This window comes from Enterovibrio paralichthyis, assembly GCF_019209835.1.
Classification (GTDB): domain Bacteria; phylum Pseudomonadota; class Gammaproteobacteria; order Enterobacterales; family Vibrionaceae; genus Enterovibrio; species Enterovibrio paralichthyis.
This window is the reverse complement of sequence record NZ_JAHUTS010000020.1, coordinates 1-18,704: the sequence shown is the minus strand read 5'-3', so window position 1 is coordinate 18,704 and position 18,704 is coordinate 1. Positions and strand designations below refer to the sequence as shown.

The 18,704-nt window shown below is 52.4% G+C and carries 12 protein-coding genes; 4 read left to right on the top strand and 8 right to left on the bottom strand.

Annotation, left to right across the window (positions count from 1 at the left end; all coding sequences use genetic code 11):
• Window positions 1-71: 71 nt before the first annotated feature.
• Complete coding sequence (locus tag KU854_RS18730; RefSeq protein WP_218359897.1) at window positions 72-971, bottom strand: LysR family transcriptional regulator; 900 nt, start codon at window positions 969-971, stop codon at window positions 72-74.
• A 186-nt stretch (window positions 972-1,157) separates the two neighbouring features.
• Here KU854_RS18730 and KU854_RS18725 point away from each other — a divergent pair, with 186 nt between their 5' ends.
• The gene (locus KU854_RS18725) at window positions 1,158-2,855 is read left to right on the top strand and encodes an L-lactate permease (protein ID WP_218359896.1); all 1,698 of its coding nucleotides are present in this window, start codon (window positions 1,158-1,160) and stop codon (window positions 2,853-2,855) included.
• 45 nt (window positions 2,856-2,900) lie between these two features.
• On the opposite strand, the gene ppsR is transcribed toward KU854_RS18725, so the two are convergent.
• Window positions 2,901-3,734 carry a posphoenolpyruvate synthetase regulatory kinase/phosphorylase PpsR gene (gene ppsR / locus KU854_RS18720; protein WP_054778846.1) on the bottom strand — a complete coding sequence of 278 codons (834 nt, stop codon included), beginning with the start codon at window positions 3,732-3,734 and terminating at the stop codon, window positions 2,901-2,903.
• A gap of 166 nt (window positions 3,735-3,900) precedes the next feature.
• On the opposite strand from ppsR, the gene ppsA reads away from it, so the two are divergent.
• From ppsA to lpxL, 3 genes are all read left to right on the top strand, one after another.
• Window positions 3,901-6,267 (top strand): phosphoenolpyruvate synthase, encoded by a 2,367-nt coding sequence (gene ppsA, locus KU854_RS18715; protein ID WP_218359895.1) that lies wholly within the window; start codon window positions 3,901-3,903, stop codon window positions 6,265-6,267.
• Window positions 6,268-6,522: 255 nt separating this feature from the next.
• Entirely contained in the window at window positions 6,523-9,966 is a 3,444-nt protein-coding gene (locus KU854_RS18710) for a M66 family metalloprotease (protein WP_218359894.1), read from the top strand.
• A 262-nt stretch (window positions 9,967-10,228) separates the two neighbouring features.
• Window positions 10,229-11,158, top strand: coding sequence for an LpxL/LpxP family Kdo(2)-lipid IV(A) lauroyl/palmitoleoyl acyltransferase (gene lpxL / locus KU854_RS18705; protein ID WP_218359893.1), 930 nt, complete (start codon window positions 10,229-10,231; stop codon window positions 11,156-11,158).
• 383 nt (window positions 11,159-11,541) lie between these two features.
• On the opposite strand, the gene KU854_RS18700 is transcribed toward lpxL, so the two are convergent.
• From KU854_RS18700 to iolD, 6 genes are all read right to left on the bottom strand, one after another.
• Window positions 11,542-12,375 carry a MurR/RpiR family transcriptional regulator gene (locus tag KU854_RS18700; RefSeq protein ID WP_218359892.1) on the bottom strand — a complete coding sequence of 278 codons (834 nt, stop codon included), beginning with the start codon at window positions 12,373-12,375 and terminating at the stop codon, window positions 11,542-11,544.
• Window positions 12,376-12,493: 118 nt separating this feature from the next.
• Complete coding sequence (locus KU854_RS18695) at window positions 12,494-13,321, bottom strand: class II fructose-bisphosphate aldolase (protein WP_218359891.1); 828 nt, start codon at window positions 13,319-13,321, stop codon at window positions 12,494-12,496.
• 11 nt (window positions 13,322-13,332) lie between these two features.
• Window positions 13,333-14,202 carry a 5-deoxy-glucuronate isomerase gene (locus tag KU854_RS18690; protein WP_218359890.1) on the bottom strand — a complete coding sequence of 290 codons (870 nt, stop codon included), beginning with the start codon at window positions 14,200-14,202 and terminating at the stop codon, window positions 13,333-13,335.
• A gap of 172 nt (window positions 14,203-14,374) precedes the next feature.
• Window positions 14,375-15,361: a 5-dehydro-2-deoxygluconokinase gene (gene iolC, locus KU854_RS18685; protein WP_218359889.1), complete on the bottom strand. Its 987-nt coding sequence runs from the start codon at window positions 15,359-15,361 to the stop codon at window positions 14,375-14,377.
• A gap of 12 nt (window positions 15,362-15,373) precedes the next feature.
• Complete coding sequence (locus KU854_RS18680; RefSeq protein ID WP_218359888.1) at window positions 15,374-16,549, bottom strand: Gfo/Idh/MocA family protein; 1,176 nt, start codon at window positions 16,547-16,549, stop codon at window positions 15,374-15,376.
• Window positions 16,550-16,621: 72 nt separating this feature from the next.
• Window positions 16,622-18,493, bottom strand: coding sequence for a 3D-(3,5/4)-trihydroxycyclohexane-1,2-dione acylhydrolase (decyclizing) (gene iolD, locus KU854_RS18675; protein WP_218359887.1), 1,872 nt, complete (start codon window positions 18,491-18,493; stop codon window positions 16,622-16,624).
• Between the last annotated feature and the right edge of the window lie 211 nt (window positions 18,494-18,704).

Genomic DNA, 18,704 nt, shown 5'->3' with positions numbered 1-18,704 from the left:
TAAAACATATCCATGAATTTCATTTGGTTAGGTGAAATATACGCAAAGGGGAAGCATTGAAAAATCAAAAATTAAAAATAATGCGCAATTTCCAAATAACGATTTCTGATGTGCTCAATCAGCATTTTTACCTTGGTCGGCGGCTGGCGGGTGAAGGGGTATACAGCGTAGATGCCAAGATTTTTACCCACCTGATCCGGCAGTAGATCGACAAGATCGCCTTTACGAAGGTCATGGTATACAAGGCAGGTTGGCACATAGGCAATCCCATGGCCGCCGAGCGTGGCTTTGCGAAGTCCGGCGGCGTTATCGGTAGAGTAATTACCCTCAACTTTGACGATATAGTTGCCGTTTTTGCCTTTAAACTCCCACTCGGATGCGCCGGTAGATTGGTAGGCATATCGCAGGCAGTTGTGTTCCACCAGCGACTCCGGTGATGTGGGCCTGCCGTATTTAGCGATGTAAGAGGGAGACGCACACACTATCCATTGCGAGTCGAGGATATGGCGCGCGATCAGGCTGGAATCTTCAAGGTAACCGGTGCGGATAACCAGATCGTATCCCCCTTCCACCAAATCGACGAAACGGTTATCCATGGACATGTCGACAGAAAGGCCGGGATGCTGACAACAAAACTCTGCCACCGCATCCGCCAGCACCAAATCCCCGGAAATGGTCGGCACCGACATCTTGATATGGCCTGTGATGTTCTCCCCAAACCCAACGACAGAGTCCACCGCCTCCTGGGTGGCTTGCTTCACATTTTTCGCACCTTGCAGTAGCGCCTTACCAGCCTCCGTCAACGTCAGTCTGCGGGTTGTGCGGTAAAGAAGCTGAACACCAAGCTCCTCTTCCAATCGCGCGACACGCTTGCTAACTACAGAGTTTGTCAGGTCATTTTGCTCCGCCGCCTTACTGAAGCTTCCCAATTCAACGACCTGCGAGAACAGGATCAGATCATCTGCGCGCATTTTATTTAACCAATTACAGAAACAATGTATTTCATTATTTCTCTATATCCACAAAAAATAAAGCAGTACATTCACGCCAAAATAACAATATCGCTACATGGATAGCGCTAGCCAAGTCGCTGACTACCTGCCCTCGCAGAGTCTGTCACTGACATGCTGTTCCGCTCACGGAAAAGGAAGTTCTGAATGAATGACACCCTACTTGCACTCGCCGCCTTCGCGCCTATCGTGGTGGCCGCTATTTTACTCGTCGGCCTTAACTGGCCTGCCAAGAAAGCCATGCCTGTCGCCTTTGGTTTAACCGTCGCCATTGCCATTGGTTTGTGGGATATGTCCACCAACCGCGTTGTTGCGTCAATCCTTCAAGGGCTTGGCATTACCGTCGCTGTGCTCTGGATTGTGTTTGGTGCGATATTCCTGCTTAACACCCTAAAGCATACCGGCGCTATCACCACTATCCGTAACGGCTTTACCAATATCTCACCAGACCGTCGGGTTCAGGCCATTATCATCGCGTGGTGTTTTGGTTCCTTTATCGAAGGTGCATCAGGGTTTGGCACCCCCGCCGCGATTGCCGCCCCACTGCTGGTCGCCATTGGTTTCCCTGCAATGGCGGCGGTGTTGATGGGCATGATGATCCAATCCACGCCTGTTTCCTTTGGCGCGGTCGGTACGCCGATTATCGTTGGCGTGAACAAAGGACTGGATACCCACAACATCGGCGAAGCATTGATTGCCAATGGCTCAAACTGGGATGCCTACCTACAGCACATCACCTCTAGCGTGGCGATTATCCATGCCACCGTGGGTGTGCTTATGCCTGTACTGATGGCGATGATGCTGACCCGTTTCTTTGGCAAAAACAAAAGCTGGACCGAAGGCTTGGACATCTTCCCCTTTGCGCTTTTTGCCGGTATTGCCTTCACCGTGCCTTACGCCCTCACCGGCGTATTCCTTGGCCCTGAATTCCCTTCATTGATTGGCGGCCTGATTGGTCTGGCGCTGGTCGTGACTGCGGCGAAGAAAGGCTTTCTGGTGCCGAAAACCAAGTGGGATTTCCCGGCGGAAAATGAATGGCCGGTTGAATGGCTGGGCTCACTGAAAATGGATTTGAGCGAAGCCAAGGACAAGCCGCTGAGTCTGGTTCTGGCATGGGCGCCTTATGTTCTGCTCGCGGTGATCCTGGTTGCCAGCCGTGTGAGTGCCGATTTCAAATCCATGCTCCTTGGCGTCAATCTCTCTTTCGCCAACATTCTGGGTGAAGAAGGGGTCAGCACGTCCATCCAACCCCTTTACCTGCCCGGCGGTATTCTGGTTTTTGTTGCGCTTATCGCCACATTTGCGCAAGCGCGGAGCATCAAACCCATGGCGAAGGCTTTGGGGGAATCCACCAAAACCCTGATTGGCGCAGGCTTCGTGCTGGTGTTTACCATCCCAATGGTGCGGATTTTCATTAACTCTGGTGTGAATGGCGCCGATCTGGCGAGTATGCCCGTCACCACCGCCAATTTTGCCTCAGGTCTGGTAGGTGATGCCTTCCCGATGCTGAGCGCAGCAATCGGAGCGCTGGGAGCCTTCATTGCTGGCTCCAACACGGTATCGAACATGATGTTCAGCCAGTTCCAGTTTGAAGTGGCACAGACCCTGACCATCTCAAGTGTGGTGATTGTGGCGCTGCAGGCGGTAGGTGCTGCGGCAGGTAACATGATTGCTATCCATAACGTGGTCGCCGCATCTGCAACGGTTGGCCTGTTGGGGCGTGAAGGTGCAACCCTGCGTAAAACCGTGTTGCCGACAATCTACTACCTGCTGTTTGCCGGTGCGCTGGGCATGCTGGCGATTTACGGGCTGAAAATGACCGACGCACTGATGTTGAAACCTTGAAGAAAAGAGCGGCTTTGTGCCGCTCCTTTTTTATCTTTGATAACGCTACACGAGACGCCGCTTCAGGCCAGTTCTTTCAAAAATTCGGGTTGTGATTTCTTCGACAGACAGTGACGATGTGTTGATGTACGGGATCGCCTCGCGGCGGAACAAAGCTTCAATCGTCGCCACCTCCTGCTCGCACTGTTCGCTGCTGGCGTATTCACTGCCAGAAAGGCGGTTTTCACGGATTTGTGTCAGCCGCTCCGGTTCGATGGTCAGGCCAAACAGCTTATGGCGATGGAACTCAAATTCCGGCAGCAGGCGAAGCATTTTCATGTCTTCGGCGATAAAGGGGTAATTGACCACGCGAAGGCCAAACTGCATCGCCATATACAGGCTGGTCGGCGTTTTTCCACTGCGGGAAACCCCGAGCAGGATGATATCGGCACTGTTGAGATCTTTCAGCGAAATGCCATCATCGTGCGCCAAAGTGTATTCAATGGCGGAGATACGGTTGAAATAGGTATCCGAGTCTTTGCTCACACTGCGTGAACGCTGGAGTTTGGGGGTCGGCGCCATCTGGGTGTCTTCGGCAACACGCTGGACAATGCTTTCCAGCACGTCGTAACAGTGTGCCGGCGCTTGCAGCATACGTTCACGCATGTGCGGGATCACCAGCGAAAAAAACACCAGTGGCTTAATCCCATGCTTTTCGTAGGAGTGCTGGATGTGTTTGAGCAGGTCATCGAGCTTGTCGTCCGTTTCCACAAACGGAAAGGTTTTTTCGTTCGGGAGAAAGGAAAACTGCCCCAGTACAACATGGCCCAATGTTTCACATGTGATGGCTGTCCCATCCGAAACATAGAAGACGTCTCGACTTTGAAGTTCACTTTGCATCAGTAGTTAAGGTTTCCATCAAATTTGATTACGATTACCAACATAACAATAACAACACCCAGCAAGCTATTAACGTTGCCACAGCTTTGACACTTTTCGAGATAAGCGTGTGACGTTCTAGCTGCCAAATCAAAAATGTAAAGCTGCAATGTTTCTGGAGATAGACATGCAAAAGAACACACTCTGGTTCGATACCCTGTCCATGGAAGATGTCGACAAGGTAGGCGGGAAAAATGCCTCCCTTGGCGAAATGGTTTCCAACCTCGCTAACGCGGGCGTTTCGGTGCCAAACGGGTTTGCGACCACCTCTTATGCGTTTAACCAGTTCCTTGACTACGAAGGGCTGGATGACCGCATTCATACGGTGCTCGACGAACTGGATATTGAAGATGTTGAAGCCCTACGTAAAGCCGGTTCCACTATCCGCCAATGGGTGCTTGATGCCCCCTTCCCGGCGGATTTGGAACAGGATATCCGAGAAAACTATGAAAAACTGGTCGACGGCAACGATGCGTTGTCTGTGGCTGTGCGTTCCTCAGCCACCGCGGAAGATTTGCCAGACGCCTCTTTCGCCGGTCAGCAAGAAACCTTCCTCAATGTAAAAGGCATTGATGCCGTGCTGGAAGCCACCAAGCATGTTTTTGCCTCCCTGTTTAATGACCGCGCCATTTCCTACCGCGTTCACCAGGGTTTTGACCACCGTGGTATTTCCCTTTCTGCTGGTATCCAGCGCATGGTGCGTTCGGATCAGGCCTCATCCGGCGTAATGTTCACCCTGGATACCGAATCCGGTTTCGATCAGGTGGTGTTTATTACCTCTGCCTGGGGTCTGGGTGAAATGGTGGTTCAGGGCGCAGTAAACCCTGACGAGTTCTATGTGCACAAACCCCTGCTGGAAGCCGGTCACCCTGCGATCGTCAAGCGCACCTTTGGATCCAAACTGATCAAGATGATTTACGCCGACAGCCAGGTGATCGGCAAGCAGGTGGAAATCGTCGATACCTCAGACGAAGAGCGCAACCAGTTCTCTCTTAATGATGAAGAAATTGCTGAACTGGCTAAGCAGGCAATGATCATCGAGAAACATTACCAGCGTCCGATGGACATTGAGTGGGCGAAAGACGGTATCGACGGCAAGCTCTACATCGTGCAGGCGCGTCCGGAAACCGTGTGTTCGCAAAAACAATCCAATGTCATTGAACGTTATGAGCTGAGCAGCAAAGCCGGTGTGCTGGTCGAAGGCCGTGCCATTGGTCAGCGTATCGGCAATGGCCCTGTGCGTTTGGTGGCATCGCTGGATGAAATGTCACTGGTGCAGGAAGGCGATGTGCTGGTCACAGACATGACCGACCCGGACTGGGAACCGGTAATGAAAAAAGCCTCTGCGATTGTCACCAACCGCGGCGGCCGTACCTGTCACGCAGCAATTATCGCCCGTGAGCTGGGTATTCCCGCCATTGTCGGTTGTGGTGATGCCACCAGCAGCCTGACCGACGGCGCGGAAGTCACCGTTTCCTGCGCAGAAGGCGAAACCGGGTATGTCTACGAAGGCAAGCTAGACTTTGAAGTGCGCCAGACTGCCGTCGATGAACTTCCGATGCTGCCAACCAAAGTGATGATGAACGTCGGTAACCCTGACCGCGCGTTCGACTTCGCCCAAATCCCGAACGAAGGTGTCGGGCTGGCGCGTCTGGAATTTATCATCAACAAGATGATCGGCATCCACCCGAAAGCGCTGCTGAATTTTGATCAGCAGGACGAGTTGTTGCAGGCGGCTATCCAAGAGCGCATTCGTGGTTACAAGGATCCGGTCGATTTCTATGTCAGCAAACTGACTGAAGGGATCGCCACCATTGCAGCGGCTTTCTGGCCGAAGCGCGTGATTGTGCGTATGTCCGATTTTAAATCGAACGAATACAGCAACCTGCTGGGCGGTAAGGCGTTTGAGCCACACGAAGAAAACCCGATGCTGGGCTTCCGTGGTGCTTCCCGCTACATCTCCCCGGTGTTTGAAGATTGCTTCGAACTGGAAACGCAGGCAATTAAGCGTGTGCGCAACGAAATGGGGCTGAAAAACGTTGAAGTGATGATCCCGTTTGTCCGCACAACGGGTGAAGCGGCAGAAGTGAGCGACCTGCTGGCGAAGTTCAACTTACGCCGCGGCGAGCAAGGACTGAAAGTCATCATGATGTGCGAGCTGCCGTCGAATGCCGTACTGGCGGATGATTTCCTCAAGTACTTCGACGGATTCTCCATCGGCTCCAACGACATGACCCAGCTAACCCTCGGCCTTGACCGTGATTCGGGTGACGTTGCGCACCTGTTTGATGAGCGTAACCCTGCGGTCAAAGCCATGCTGAAGATGGCGATTGATGCAGCGACGCGCGCAGGCAAATACGTCGGTATCTGTGGTCAGGGACCATCAGACCATGACGACCTCGCGCAGTGGCTGATGGATCAGGGCATCAGCTCTGTTTCCCTCAATCCAGACACCGTGGTGGACACTTGGATGAAGCTGGGGAAAACCCGCTAACCCCTCACCCTAAAATCAGCAATAGAGGCAGCCTTTGGGTTGCCTCTTTTTTCTTTTGGTTACTTGTACCTCTTTGTAATCCTGATTTTTTAATAACCAATTGCCTAATAAACTGGCAACAAAATCACCAAATGAACAAATATTTCTGCATCAAGATCGCTAAATAGCATTTTCATAGGTTCTTATTATTGCGACACACATCAAAATAACCCTGAAATAACGTCTAAAATTCAACCATATAGACAAGGGTAACCTATGAAAATATCGCCTTTGGCGGTGCTGATCAGCTCCGCGCTGTTTAGCCAGTCAGTTTTGGCTGACAACACAACATTGTCAGACATGAGCAGCCAAATCCAAGCCCAACTGCAAGTGATGCAGCAACTGGCGATGGATGAAAACAACACCTTTGAAAAAGACGGTGACCGCTACCTCAACTATCAAGGTAAAACCTATTCACTGAACCACGAAAACTACCCACGTTTTCCACTCAACAATGCAGATGGCAGATACACAACTGCATTCCCATTTGTCAGCAATGATTGGGAATTTTTGTCTGAACGCGGCGGTTTCTTCCTGATCAACCGCGAAAATGGCGTGCTGAACCCAGATGAAACCGGTTGTTTCTTCCAATACATCCCTGCAGCACGTGGTTCACAGCGTCCAGACGGCAGCTTTATCTGGGAAAGCGAGCGCGTATTGCAAACCGTCACCTCAGATTGTGGTTCGCTGAGTCAGCCAAACATCACTGAGCTTCAGGCAGCTTCACTGTCTGACGTTGGTGTGCAACTGGCATGGAACGACGACAGCGGCGAAACCGAGTACAACATTGCGCTGACTGTGCGCCCTGAAGGTGAATCACCAATCACCTTCAACTACAAAGCGATGTCTTCAGGCTTCTATATTGGTGATCTTGAACCAGCGACGACCTATGAGGTTGAGCTGACCGCCTGCAATATGCTGGATTGCGACAAAGAAACATTCTCCTTCACCACTTTGCCGTCGCGTTTAGGCTTTAACGACAGCCGTCAGGCAGAAAACCACCTGGCGGGCAACCTGCGCGCGCACGTTAACTTCGCGCAAACCCACACCAGCGTCAGTGGCTACGGCAACGACGAGTTGAGCCATCCAAACCTAGTGGTGTCCCGTGAAGCACAACTGCTGGTGACCCCGTCACAACGCAACGTTAACCAACTGTGGGTTGATGTTGAAGTAGACGGCGTCAGCATGGGTCGCTTTGCCATGACACCACCAAGTGCTTTGGCAGACACTGACCAGCCTGACAATGGCCGCCCGAAAGTGGTTTACTCACACCATGCTTGGAGCTTCCCACTGAGCTGGGAATGGATGAAACCGGGCCTGTCTCTGCGTTTCAGCGATAACCAAGGCCGTGAAGGTGACCTGACCAGCGACATGCTGGTATTTGGTGGTGCACCGGAAATGATCATCCAGAACATCGATATCGGCATGTTGGTTGAGCCGCGCGATCGCTACTACATGATTGATAACATGGCTGAGCTGGCGACGGACTACTTCCAGAAAATCCCGGTCTCCAAGATGATCATGGCGGACTACACGCCGGTGCATCTGAAAAAAATCACCCTGCCAAACGGTAAGATCTACACCAAAGCCAGTGAAGATGAAAACCCTGGCTGGCTTGGCGGTGACATGCGAGAGTTTATCGGTAAACGCCTCTTTTCTGTCGGTATCAACAACGCCAACTTCGGTGTGACAGATACCGCCGGGAGCAATACCAGCTGGCCGCGACCATTCAGCCACATTACGGCACACAACAGCCGTGGTGTTTATCTGGCGAAAGACAAAGAAACCGGCATCATTTCAACCAAAATGGTTCAGCACGGCGGCAGTGGCGGCGGAGGTATTGTGACCCTGGACAACACCCGAGGTAACGAGTGGTCACACGAGCTAGCACACAACTTTGGCCGTAGCCACTACCCAAGCTGGTCTTCGATCCATGATATGGAATCCGGTTGGGGTTGGGATGCGCGTTACAACCGCTTTATCGGCAGCCTGCGCTGGAAGAAAGCACCTACGGTAACCACAGTTCCACAAGGTCAGGAAGATGCGGTTGAGCCATTTGCGGGCGAATACCCGTTCATGTTGGATGCGATGGCGGGAGGAGAGAATCAGCGTACAGGCTTGATTAGCTACTACACGTTGGAGCACCCTAAAGGTGCACGCATCACTCAAGACTGGTTTAACAAATCCAACAACCTGGATATGAACAGCAGTACCGGTTACTCGCGCTGGGACCACCAAGCGCAGCAATACGTTGAAGTTGAAACCAACTTTGCCAAACCGCTGGAAAAAGGCGTGCCGGTAATTACGGTTCTGGGCTTCTATGACCCAGCAGAGCAGCATGCGAGCCAGATTTACCCACTTATCTATTCTAACTACGGTAATTTGCACTCCTTGCCAGAGCCGACGGTAGTCAACACACAACTCGAGGGATGGCAACACATCAATGACCTGAGTAGCGCTGATCGTTTCAGCAGCGTTTGGCAAACACTCAAAGTGGATGGTGAGTCGCTTCCTCTTTGTCAGTTCAGCTACACCAACGCCAATGGCGAACAAGCTAACTTTGTCGGCTTTGAAGACAGCGCAAATAACGTTTGTCGCACCACTCCAGAAATGTACTGGTCGGTAAATGGAAAACGCGAACTGCCAATCTCTCAGGTCTTGAATTATCAATTGCTTGCCAGCAAAGGCGAACTGTTAGGCAATGTGACCTATCGCCCGACCGAAGCGCTCGGCGAGAAAGCTCTGTGTAGCCTGGATAAATCTGGCACAAGTCATGATGGTGCGGGCTTTATTGATGGTGGTAAATGCCGTCAAATCGATGGTGTGAAACATACTAACGGTGCGAACTGGACATACGCATCCCATCAAGGTGGTGTTATTCAATATCAGCTTGAGTCTCAGAAGCAGTGCCGTCTCACTATCGACTTTGAAGATGGTTCTGAACAACACATCGCGCTGGCAAGCTCTCGCTATAACGCCAATGAAAGTAACAAGTTCCATCTTAATATTGCGGGCGACCACCACCCTGAACGTCTGACGATAAGCTGTTCGTCAAGTTCAGGAGAAGAAAGCACATTGGATACGCTAGTCACACCGCGTAATCCAGCCGTAGCGGATTTAGTGGGTCCTGTTATCATCGGCCAAGAATATGGTTACAGCGACTTTGAATCTGCATTACCTAGCGGATGGTTTGCGCACAGCGAGAGCTTCTCACCCGAAAAACTTAGCAAGTTAGATAAAAGAGCACTGGCAACCTTACGCGTGGGAAATGACTACCCGTACCTATGTCGTCTGCAAATGACAGTTAACGGCACTCAAAAAATACTGCACGGTTTCGTTGAAGACTTAGGCAACGGTGACTTCCAATGTTCGGGCGGTGATGACATCACAGTTCGAGACAGCGAAGGAGAACGCCCAGTGCTTTCACCACTAAACCAGTTTGAATGGCTGTCACTCAATAACCGCGAGCAAGTAGGCGAACGCGTAAAAGCGCTCCCGGATAGCGATGCTAACTTGTGTGCATTAACTCGTGGTGGCGAGTGGTATGGCGCAGGTTTTGTAAACGCTGGTGGACAATGTGTTCAGCAGCCTGAGGTGTTCTGGTCTAACGGCAACCGCTGGGTATTCTCAAGCGGACATGGTCAGTTCAGTTATCGTTAATAACGCGCTATAACGAAAAATCCACGGGGAAACCCGTGGATTTTTTATTTAAAGTGCGCGAACTCAAGCTCATCAATCCGCATCACACTCCGTTGAGTTCAACACGTTAACCCTATGTCAGAAATGTCAGCACAACATCATGAAAATACTGCCTGCCACGCATTGTTTCCCCCATTGCAAACATAGGTGCGACTAATCCTTTTGCTCTCGATGTTTTACTAATACAATCCGCACCCTTTTTATTCGGTTTACTACATACTGCATGGCAAACAATACCCCTTCTTTCAGGTTACATTTCCTTCTTCCTAGATACTGGATGACATTGCTATTGATAGCCATCATGTATTTGCTCAGCTTACTGCCGTTGAGATGTCAAATGGCGTTAGGCAAGGTCTTTGGCCGTTTGGTGCTTGGACGAATGGAAAAACGAGTCCACACCATCCGTCGCAACCTCACTCTTTGCTTCCCTGACATGAGCGAAGAAGAGAAAGACGCCTTTGTTAAAGAGAATATCGACAACTCAGGCATCGCATTATTTGAAACTGCAATGGCCTGGTTCTGGTCTGATGCCCGTGTGTGCAAACACGTTACCGTCGTTGGTATGGAGCATTTGGATGCGCTGGAAAAAACCGGTCAAGGCGCGCTGATGCTGGCGATTCACTCGCTGCATATTGAGCTTAGCGCGCGCGCTTTCGGCATTAAAAAATCAGGAAGTGGCGTCTACAGACCCAACAACAACCCGTGTTTTGATTACTTTCAGTACAAAGGGCGCTCGCGTTCCAACAGAACGTTAATCGACAGGAAAGACGTGAAAGGCATGATTAAGGCGTTGAAGTCCGGCGCACGGGTTTTGTATGCGCCTGACCATGACTATGGCCTGCGTCGTTCTACCTTTGCCCCTTTGTTTGCGGTAGAGCAAGCCTGCACAACCACAGGAACCAGTTTGCTGGTAAATGCCTCTGATTGTGCGATTGTCCCGTATACCATGGTTCGGGATAAGAAAGGCCACTACACGCTGACAATCTTGCCGCCTCAAGAGGGCTACCCGAAAGAGTGTGAGCATTCAGCTGCGGTTTACACCAACAAGCTGATTGAAAAATTGATCATGGCGGCACCGGAGCAATATATGTGGCTGCACCGTCGCTTCAAAACACGCCCGGAAGGCGCGCCCTGCTTATATTCTAAAGCATAAATTTGAGCCGAAAGGCTAAGACCAAAATCCACGGCAAAAACCGTGGATTTTTTATTTCAAGAGAACGCTGATGTCTCTTGTCTCTAGATGGTTTGGCTCTTTGGCTCTAAGTCCTTCCCCATTTTCAAGGGGGAAGTTAGATGGGGGTTTTGCCACATCCTAACCTTCCCCTTGGAAATGGGAAGGAACCAAAATTCCAAGTGCTTCCAAAAGACAGCAAAAAGGGCCGCTGATGCGACCCTTTGATTTTACTGATTAGCGTCAGCTTATCGCTTAAGCGCAACACCCCTTCCTGAGGGCATGACTCCCCCCGAAATAAGCAAAAACGCCTCGATTGAGGCGCTTTTTATTGGCATTCTGTTTGTTTGTGAATGGCTGCTTAACTATTTCATCTCATAGGAAATAAGCGCAACTGCGAGGGATTGGGCGAGGTACATGGAGCTGCTCAGGGAACGGAATCCCATCAGCTCACCTTCCTGTACTTCAAAGCACACTTCCATTGATCCGCAGTGCGGTGCCATTTGGTTGTCGGTAATGCACACGGTGGGAATATTGTTTTTACAGGCATATTCAACGATATCACTGGTTTCAGCCGCGTATGGTGCATAGGTAATGGCAAACAGCAGATCGTTGGGCTTCATGCGTTTTGTCAGCGGCGTCAGCATGCCACCGTGATCGTCGAGTAAGACCACGTTTTTATCCGACTTCATCAGCGCATACCAAAGGTAGAACGCCACCGGATAAGCGCGACGGGTGCCCTGGATATAAATGGTATCGGCATCGTTCATCAAGGCGACGGCACGTTCGAGCTTGGAAGGCGAAACCGAGCACTGCATGCGCTCCATCGATTCGATATTGGCCATCCCGAAATCATGGAAAATCGCCTGCGGCGAATCCTGAGCGATATCGTGGTTTTCACGGGCTTTACGAATACGCTCTTTGTAGTCCCGCGGCCTTGTCAGGTACTGCTCTTTAAACAGTGACTGCATGGACGAAAAACCATCGAAACCGAACGCATTGGAAAAGCGGCTGAGTGTGGAAAGTGGCACCCCGGCTTGTTTGGCGATATTCGCCATGTTCTCAACCGCAACCGTCATCGGCTGGTCACCGACAAAATCCGCGACTTGTTGCAGACGGCTGCTCAGGCTGTCATAGCGCTTCACAATCGTTTCGCGCAAGGTATCTAAATCGGCAGGAGGGGACGTATTGATATCCATGGGTATTCACTCTTTCAACGGGCGCTCAGTCACTGGCGACTGGCTGATATACTTCACTATCACATTGTAAAGCAAGCAAACAGTCGCCATTCAGCCATTTTCGCGTATTACAGCGCGTTTACGACAATAATTTGATGTTGCGGATCGCTTCCTGCTTCACGGCCTCGATGGCTTTTTGCATGAAATAGATGCGGTCGAACTTGTTTGGCTCTGACTGCATGTTTTCGCGCAGGGAGTTGCCCAGCGCCTGACGCAGACAGGTACCAATATTGAACTTGGAGACGCGGGTGCGCTTCAATTCCATCATGTCTTCATCGCGGATGCCGCTGGTACCGTGGATCACCAGAGGAACCTCTACCAGACCGGCAATGCGATCCAGACGCGCAAAGTCAATGGTGCTGGTTGGTGCGGTCAGGCGATGCACATTGCCGACGGAAACCGCCACACAATCCACTCCACTCTCTTCAGCAAAACGCGCCGCTTCTTCCGGTTCGGTGTAGATAGATTTGATGTGATCTCGCCCTTCCTCATAAGGCACAGAACCAATTTCCCCTTCCACTGACGCGCCCAGCGCATGGGCCACTTTCACCACGGCGCGCGTGCGGGCAATATTGTCTTCCAACGGCAATTGGGAGCCGTCGAACATCACTGAACTGAAACCGGCTTTCAAGGCACGGAAGACAATCTCTTCTTCGTAGGTGTGGTCAAGGTGCAGTACCACAGGCACGCTCGCATTCTGCGCCAGGTTCAGGAACATGGCGGCCGCGGTTTCCACACCGTAGAAGTCCACCACATCCTTATTGCAGGCCAGGATAACCGGGCGGTTGGTTTCTTCCGCTGCGGTCACCACCGCCAGCGCATCTTCATAACCAAAGACATTGAAGCAAGGCACAGAGTAGCTGGACGCTGCCGCGTCGGGCAATAACGCATTGAGGTTTACTAGCATCTTCCCTTCTCCTATTTGAACTTGGCAATCATGTCTTTGATACCGGGGATGGTCTCGACCTGATACTCGTGGTGCGGGTCAAAGTGCTGAACCAGTGATTTGGATGTTTTACCCACGATAATGGTGAAGTAGTACATCTCGTATCCCGGCGCTGCCACGCTGGGGTGATAGCCTTTGTCGATAGCGATAACCGATCCCGTACGCACGTGGTACACAGGGCCAAAGTCATCTTCATGCTCATACAGGAACTGGGCACCGAAGCCGAAATCTGGGTTAAAGCGGAACTGGTAAACTTCCTCGTAAAGGGTTTCTCTGCTGCCGTCTTCTTTTACCCTGTCTTCATCGTGCTTGTGGGGCGGGAAACCAGACCAACCGCCCGCGCCCACAGTAAAGAGTTCACTCACCAGCAGGCGGCCGCGCTGGTCAGCATTCGATTGGCCGAGAACATGCTTGATCTTGCGGTGGGTTTTGGTGTCGTCAGAGCCGTACTGGACGATATCCACGTTATCTTGACGCACACAGAATGGGGTTAGCGACACGTCGAACTTGCCGCCGGCGATCATGATGTCGGCATTGTCGCTGACGCAGGTGATGGTGGCCGCATGGCCGACCGGTACATATACCGCTTCTGGGTTACCTTCCCACACCGATTTACGCTGGCCGATGTTGTCGAACGTCTCGCTCACACCGTCCTTCGTGACTGTGATGGCACATGTTCCCCCGGCAAGAACGATCACGGTTTCGTAGCCTTCCACTTCGTGCCCGAACGTTTCGCCTTGCTTGAGATGAACCTGGTTGAAGTAACACAGTGGGGTCACTTCATCGTTTACGCCAATAATCGCTTCGTTCTTGTTGTCATACGGGGGAATATGTTTACCCATGTTTTACTCCTCAATGCCCGGCCTCTCATCCGGGCAGATTGCTTTCCATTTCTTTACGCTGAATAAAATACCGGGCCACGATGGTGTGTACGCGTTGCAATGAATGTCCTTTCAAGTGCGTACTGGCCCGGGAAGCCAAGTCCGCCGCTGTCGGTATTCCGACGGGGGCGCGCTAGCTACGAACTTCTATAAAATCGAACAATTGTTCTTTAGTTGGCATGGCCTCGGTGCAGCTGTGACCACTGACGTTAATCGCCGCTGCCGCTGTGCCGTTACGCACGCCTTCTTCCAGTGAACCACCGTGGGTGAGCGTCCAAATCAGGCCGCCCGCAAACGAGTCGCCCGAGCCGAATGGCTTGTTGGCTTCTACGCGGAAGATGCCTTGCTCGAACTTGTGGCCGTCCTGGCAGTAGACTTTAGAACCCAGCTCACCGGCTTTGATAACCACCACCTGAGTGTTTCCACCAAGGAAACGGGCTGCGGTTTCATCATCGTTGGTATTGCCAGGGGCAATCACGGTTTCCATCATGTCGAACTCTTCGCGGTTACCGATCACGATGTCTGCCAGGCTGGCAGCGATGCCGTAGTAGATTGACGCATCGACATCGGTGCGCCATGAATAAGGGCGGTAATCCACATCCAGCACCACGCGGGTGTTGCTGCGACGTGCATGTTGCATAGCCAGAAGCGTGGCTTCACGGCTTGGACTGGCGGAAAGCGCCGTCCCTGTCACCACCAGCACTTTGGCGCTGGCAATGTATTTCGGGCTGATCGATTCTGGCGTGATCGTCAGGTCAGAAGCGTTGTTGCGGTAAATCAGCACGGTGCAATCTTTCGGCTTCATTTCCGTGAAAGCCACGGAAGTGCGGGAGCCGGAGGCATCGGTTTTCATGCCATCCAGGTTAATGCCCAAGCCTGACATGTAGCGTTTGACGTAATCGCCGAAGGCATCTTCCGCCACACAGCCGATAAAGCCGACTTTGCCGCCAAGCTTGTTGATCGCCACGGCAATGTTCGCCGCCGAACCACCGACAAATTTGTTGAAGCCAGTGATGTCTGCCATGTCGGTTTGGGATTCACGGGCGTAGAGATCTACGCCCGCGCGTCCTAAAACGATGGCATCCAATGGTCTATTTTGTTGTAGCGCAATGTTTGTCATCGTCTTGCCCTTTTACTTGTATTCAACCCAAGCCGCGTTTTGGTCAGCGGACTCTACACACTTCTCACACAGACGGACGCCTTCGATACCCGCATCGATACCCGGGAACCAGATTTCCGCCAGCGCCTGCTGGTCATCGCGGTTAGCCGCATCAAATGCCAGTGCAAAACGGTGGTACAGGTTTGCCCATGACTCGAAGTAACCTTCTGCATGGCCGCCGCCGACGCGGTTTGCTGCCACGCCCGGTGCATCCTGGTACAGGTAACCCATGCCGCGATCCAGAATGCGTGGTGGCTCGCCCTGCACTTCGTAGCGAAGCTGGTTCGGGAACTCATCCCACCATTCGATAGAGGCTTTAGAACCCACAATGCGGATTTTCTGCTGGTGCATAGAGCCAGCGTTCACCGCCGATGCCCACAGGGTGCCGACTGCGCCACCTTCAAACTGCATCATGACGTGGGCGTTATCTTCCAGCGGTGCGCGTGAAGGGATAAAGCTTTGACGCATGCAGGACAGACGGGACACTTCCAGACCTGTCATCACTTCACACAGATAGAAAGCGTGGGTACCGATATCGCCCAGCACGTAAGTTGGACCTGAGACTTCAGGGCTCACACGCCATTTCAGACCTGGGTCGTTTTTCTCGTATTCTTCGTTGTGGAAGCCGTGTGCGAACTGCATGTTCACCACGCGGATTTCACCCAAATCACCACGTTTCACCATCTCACGTGCCTGCTGCACCATTGGGAAACCGGAGTAGCCGTACATCACGCCGATCACGCGGTTACGCTCCGCAGACAATCTTTTCAGCTCTTCCGCTTCTTCGGTGGTGAAGGTAATTGGCTTTTCACACACCACGTGCAGGTTGGCTTCCAGCGCCGCTTTACAGATTTCGTAGTGGGTGGAGTTTGGTGTGGCGATAGACACAGCCTGGATGCCGTCCGGACGCTGCGCTTCTTTCTCGAACATCTCTTTGTAGTTGGCGTAGCAGCGGTCTGCATCCAGACCCAGGTTGATGCCGAACTCACGACAGCGGTCTGCATTCAGGTCAAACGCGCCAGCGACCAGTTGGAACAAGCCGTCACGCAGTGCCGCATTGCGGTGAGAGTAACCAATCTGGCTGCCACGACCGCCACCGACCATTGCCCAGCGCAGAGGTTGTTCAAAACGACGTTCTTCATTAAACATGTAAGGCTCCTTAAAGGGCTTTCAGCGAAAACCCATCACAAAGTGTTTTAAATTGGATTTGAATGCTGTTGGTTACACGCCACGACGCTGGGTCGCACGGCCTTCTTCCCACTCTGCCGCTTTCTGGGCAGTGTGCTCATTGCGGGTGACTTGTGGCAGACCCACTTCCCACCAGCAATCACATTTCGACCAGGCCGCCGGAGAGACAGGGTCAATGTCCACCACGATGACGTAGGTACGGTCGGCTTCTTTTGCGCGCTGGAATGCAGCGTCAAATTCGTCAATCGAGCTCAGCTTCTCGCTGATCGCGCCTTGCGCTTCGGCATGTTTGGCGAAGTCGACGCGGGCGACTTCACCGTCTGGGCGGCGGCAGTCTTCGAGCAGGTTGTTGAACGACTCGTTACCTGTGTTGTTTTGCAGTTTGTTGATGACCGCGAAACCGCCGTTATCACACACCACCACAATCATCTTGTTGCCGCTCAGCACGGATGAGTAGACGTCAGAGTTCTGGATCAGGTAGGAACCGTCGCCCACCAGCACCACCACGTCGTTGTCCGGGTTGGCGATTTTCGCGCCCCAGCCACCGGCGATTTCATAACCCATGCAGGAGAAACCGAATTCGATGTCGAACTTGCCGATCTGGTAGTTTTGCCAGTTCATCGCGAGCTCAGCTGGCAGACCACCCGCGGCAGTCAAAACGGTGTCGCCCGGTGCCATGGATTTGTTCAGCTTGCCAATCACTTCCGCGTAGGAAGAGGTGCCCGGCAGCAGGTCGCCCGGTTGTGGATGGGTGCGGCGGTGAACCAGCGCTTTCCACTCGTCGGCCTGTACTTTTGCTGTTTGCGCCCACTCATCGTCGCCACGCCAGTCGCCCAGCAGCGCTGACAGCCCCAGCAGCGCGCGCTGCGCATCGGCTTTCACTGGCACTGCGCGGTGTTTTATGGCATCAAAACGGGCGGTGTTGATGGTCACCAGTTTCATGTCTGTGTTCTTGAACACAGACCAAGAGCCAGTGGTGAAATCCTGCAAGCGGGTACCGATAGCCAGCACCACATCCGCATGGGCTGCCATGTAGTTGGCAGAATCCGAGCCGGTCACACCGATTGGGCCCGCGTTCAGTGGGTTGTCCTGCAGCATGGTGGCGCGGCCTGCGATGGTTTCAACCACAGGGATATTGTGTTTTTTCGCAAAGGCAGCCAGTTCGTCGGTCGCCAGCGAGTAATGCACACCACCACCAGAAATGATCAGCGGTTTCTTCGCGCCAAGCAGTACAGCTTTGGCATCTTCCAGATCGGCCATTTCAGGCTCTGGACGGCGTACACGGTGAATTTTTTCTTCGAAGAAGATTTCAGGGAAATCATAAGCCACACCCTGGATATCCTGTGGCAGGCCAATAAACGCAGGGCCGCAGGTTTCAGGATCCAGCATGGTGTCGATCGCTTGTGGCAAGGTGTGCATAAGCTGCGTCGGTGACACGATGCGATCCCAGTAACGGGTCAGCGGTTTGAACGCATCGTTACAGGTAATCGATGGGTCGTAGAAGTTCTCAGGCTGCTGCAGCACTGGGTCAGGCAGACGGCTGACATAAGCATCACCGGAGATCAGCAGTACTGGCAGGCGGTTGGTGTGTGCAATACCTGCTGCCGTCACCATGTTGGTTGCGCCAGGGCCGATGGAAGACGTGGCGATAGCAATGCGGCGGCGCTGGTTCGCTTTTGCGTATGCGATGGCAGCGGTTGCCATGGACTGCTCATTCTGTCCACGCCAGGTTGGAATTTTGTCTTCAATGTTTTTCAGTTGCTGCCCAAAGCAAGTGACGTTGCCATGACCAAAAATCGCAAAGGCCGCACCAAATAATTGCTCTTTTTTTCCTTCTATTTCGATCATTTGAGCGGCCAGATATTTGGCCAGTGCTTCTGCAACGGTTAAGCGAACAGTTTTCATGGTATTCCCCGTGATATCAGACTCTGGATAGTGAGGTCAGCGACGCCTACTAAGTGGGATTGGGTGGTTATCAAGGGGGGACATGCCCTAATGCCGATCAGTTAAGAGATAAATGATCGGTTGAACGATCCAACAGATGGCTTATAAAGGCTCTAAGTCCCCATACTTAGAGCCTTTTATTTTGCAATTGACCACAGCCCTTACCCTCGCG

Excerpts from the sequence above, each read along its gene's own strand:
- KU854_RS18730 (WP_218359897.1), bottom strand. The coding sequence starts at position 971 with ATGCGCGCAGATGATCTGATCCTGTTCTCGCAGGTCGTTGAATTGGGA.
- lpxL (WP_218359893.1), top strand. The coding sequence starts at position 10,229 with ATGGCAAACAATACCCCTTCTTTCAGGTTACATTTCCTTCTTCCTAGA.
- iolD (WP_218359887.1), bottom strand. The coding sequence starts at position 18,493 with ATGAAAACTGTTCGCTTAACCGTTGCAGAAGCACTGGCCAAATATCTG.
- KU854_RS18690 (WP_218359890.1), bottom strand. The coding sequence starts at position 14,202 with ATGGGTAAACATATTCCCCCGTATGACAACAAGAACGAAGCGATTATT.
- KU854_RS18695 (WP_218359891.1), bottom strand. The coding sequence starts at position 13,321 with ATGCTAGTAAACCTCAATGCGTTATTGCCCGACGCGGCAGCGTCCAGC.
- iolC (WP_218359889.1), bottom strand. The coding sequence starts at position 15,361 with ATGACAAACATTGCGCTACAACAAAATAGACCATTGGATGCCATCGTT.
- ppsR (WP_054778846.1), bottom strand. The coding sequence starts at position 3,734 with ATGCAAAGTGAACTTCAAAGTCGAGACGTCTTCTATGTTTCGGATGGG.
- ppsA (WP_218359895.1), top strand. The coding sequence starts at position 3,901 with ATGCAAAAGAACACACTCTGGTTCGATACCCTGTCCATGGAAGATGTC.
- KU854_RS18710 (WP_218359894.1), top strand. The coding sequence starts at position 6,523 with ATGAAAATATCGCCTTTGGCGGTGCTGATCAGCTCCGCGCTGTTTAGC.
- KU854_RS18680 (WP_218359888.1), bottom strand. The coding sequence starts at position 16,549 with ATGTTTAATGAAGAACGTCGTTTTGAACAACCTCTGCGCTGGGCAATG.
- KU854_RS18725 (WP_218359896.1), top strand. The coding sequence starts at position 1,158 with ATGAATGACACCCTACTTGCACTCGCCGCCTTCGCGCCTATCGTGGTG.
- KU854_RS18700 (WP_218359892.1), bottom strand. The coding sequence starts at position 12,375 with ATGGATATCAATACGTCCCCTCCTGCCGATTTAGATACCTTGCGCGAA.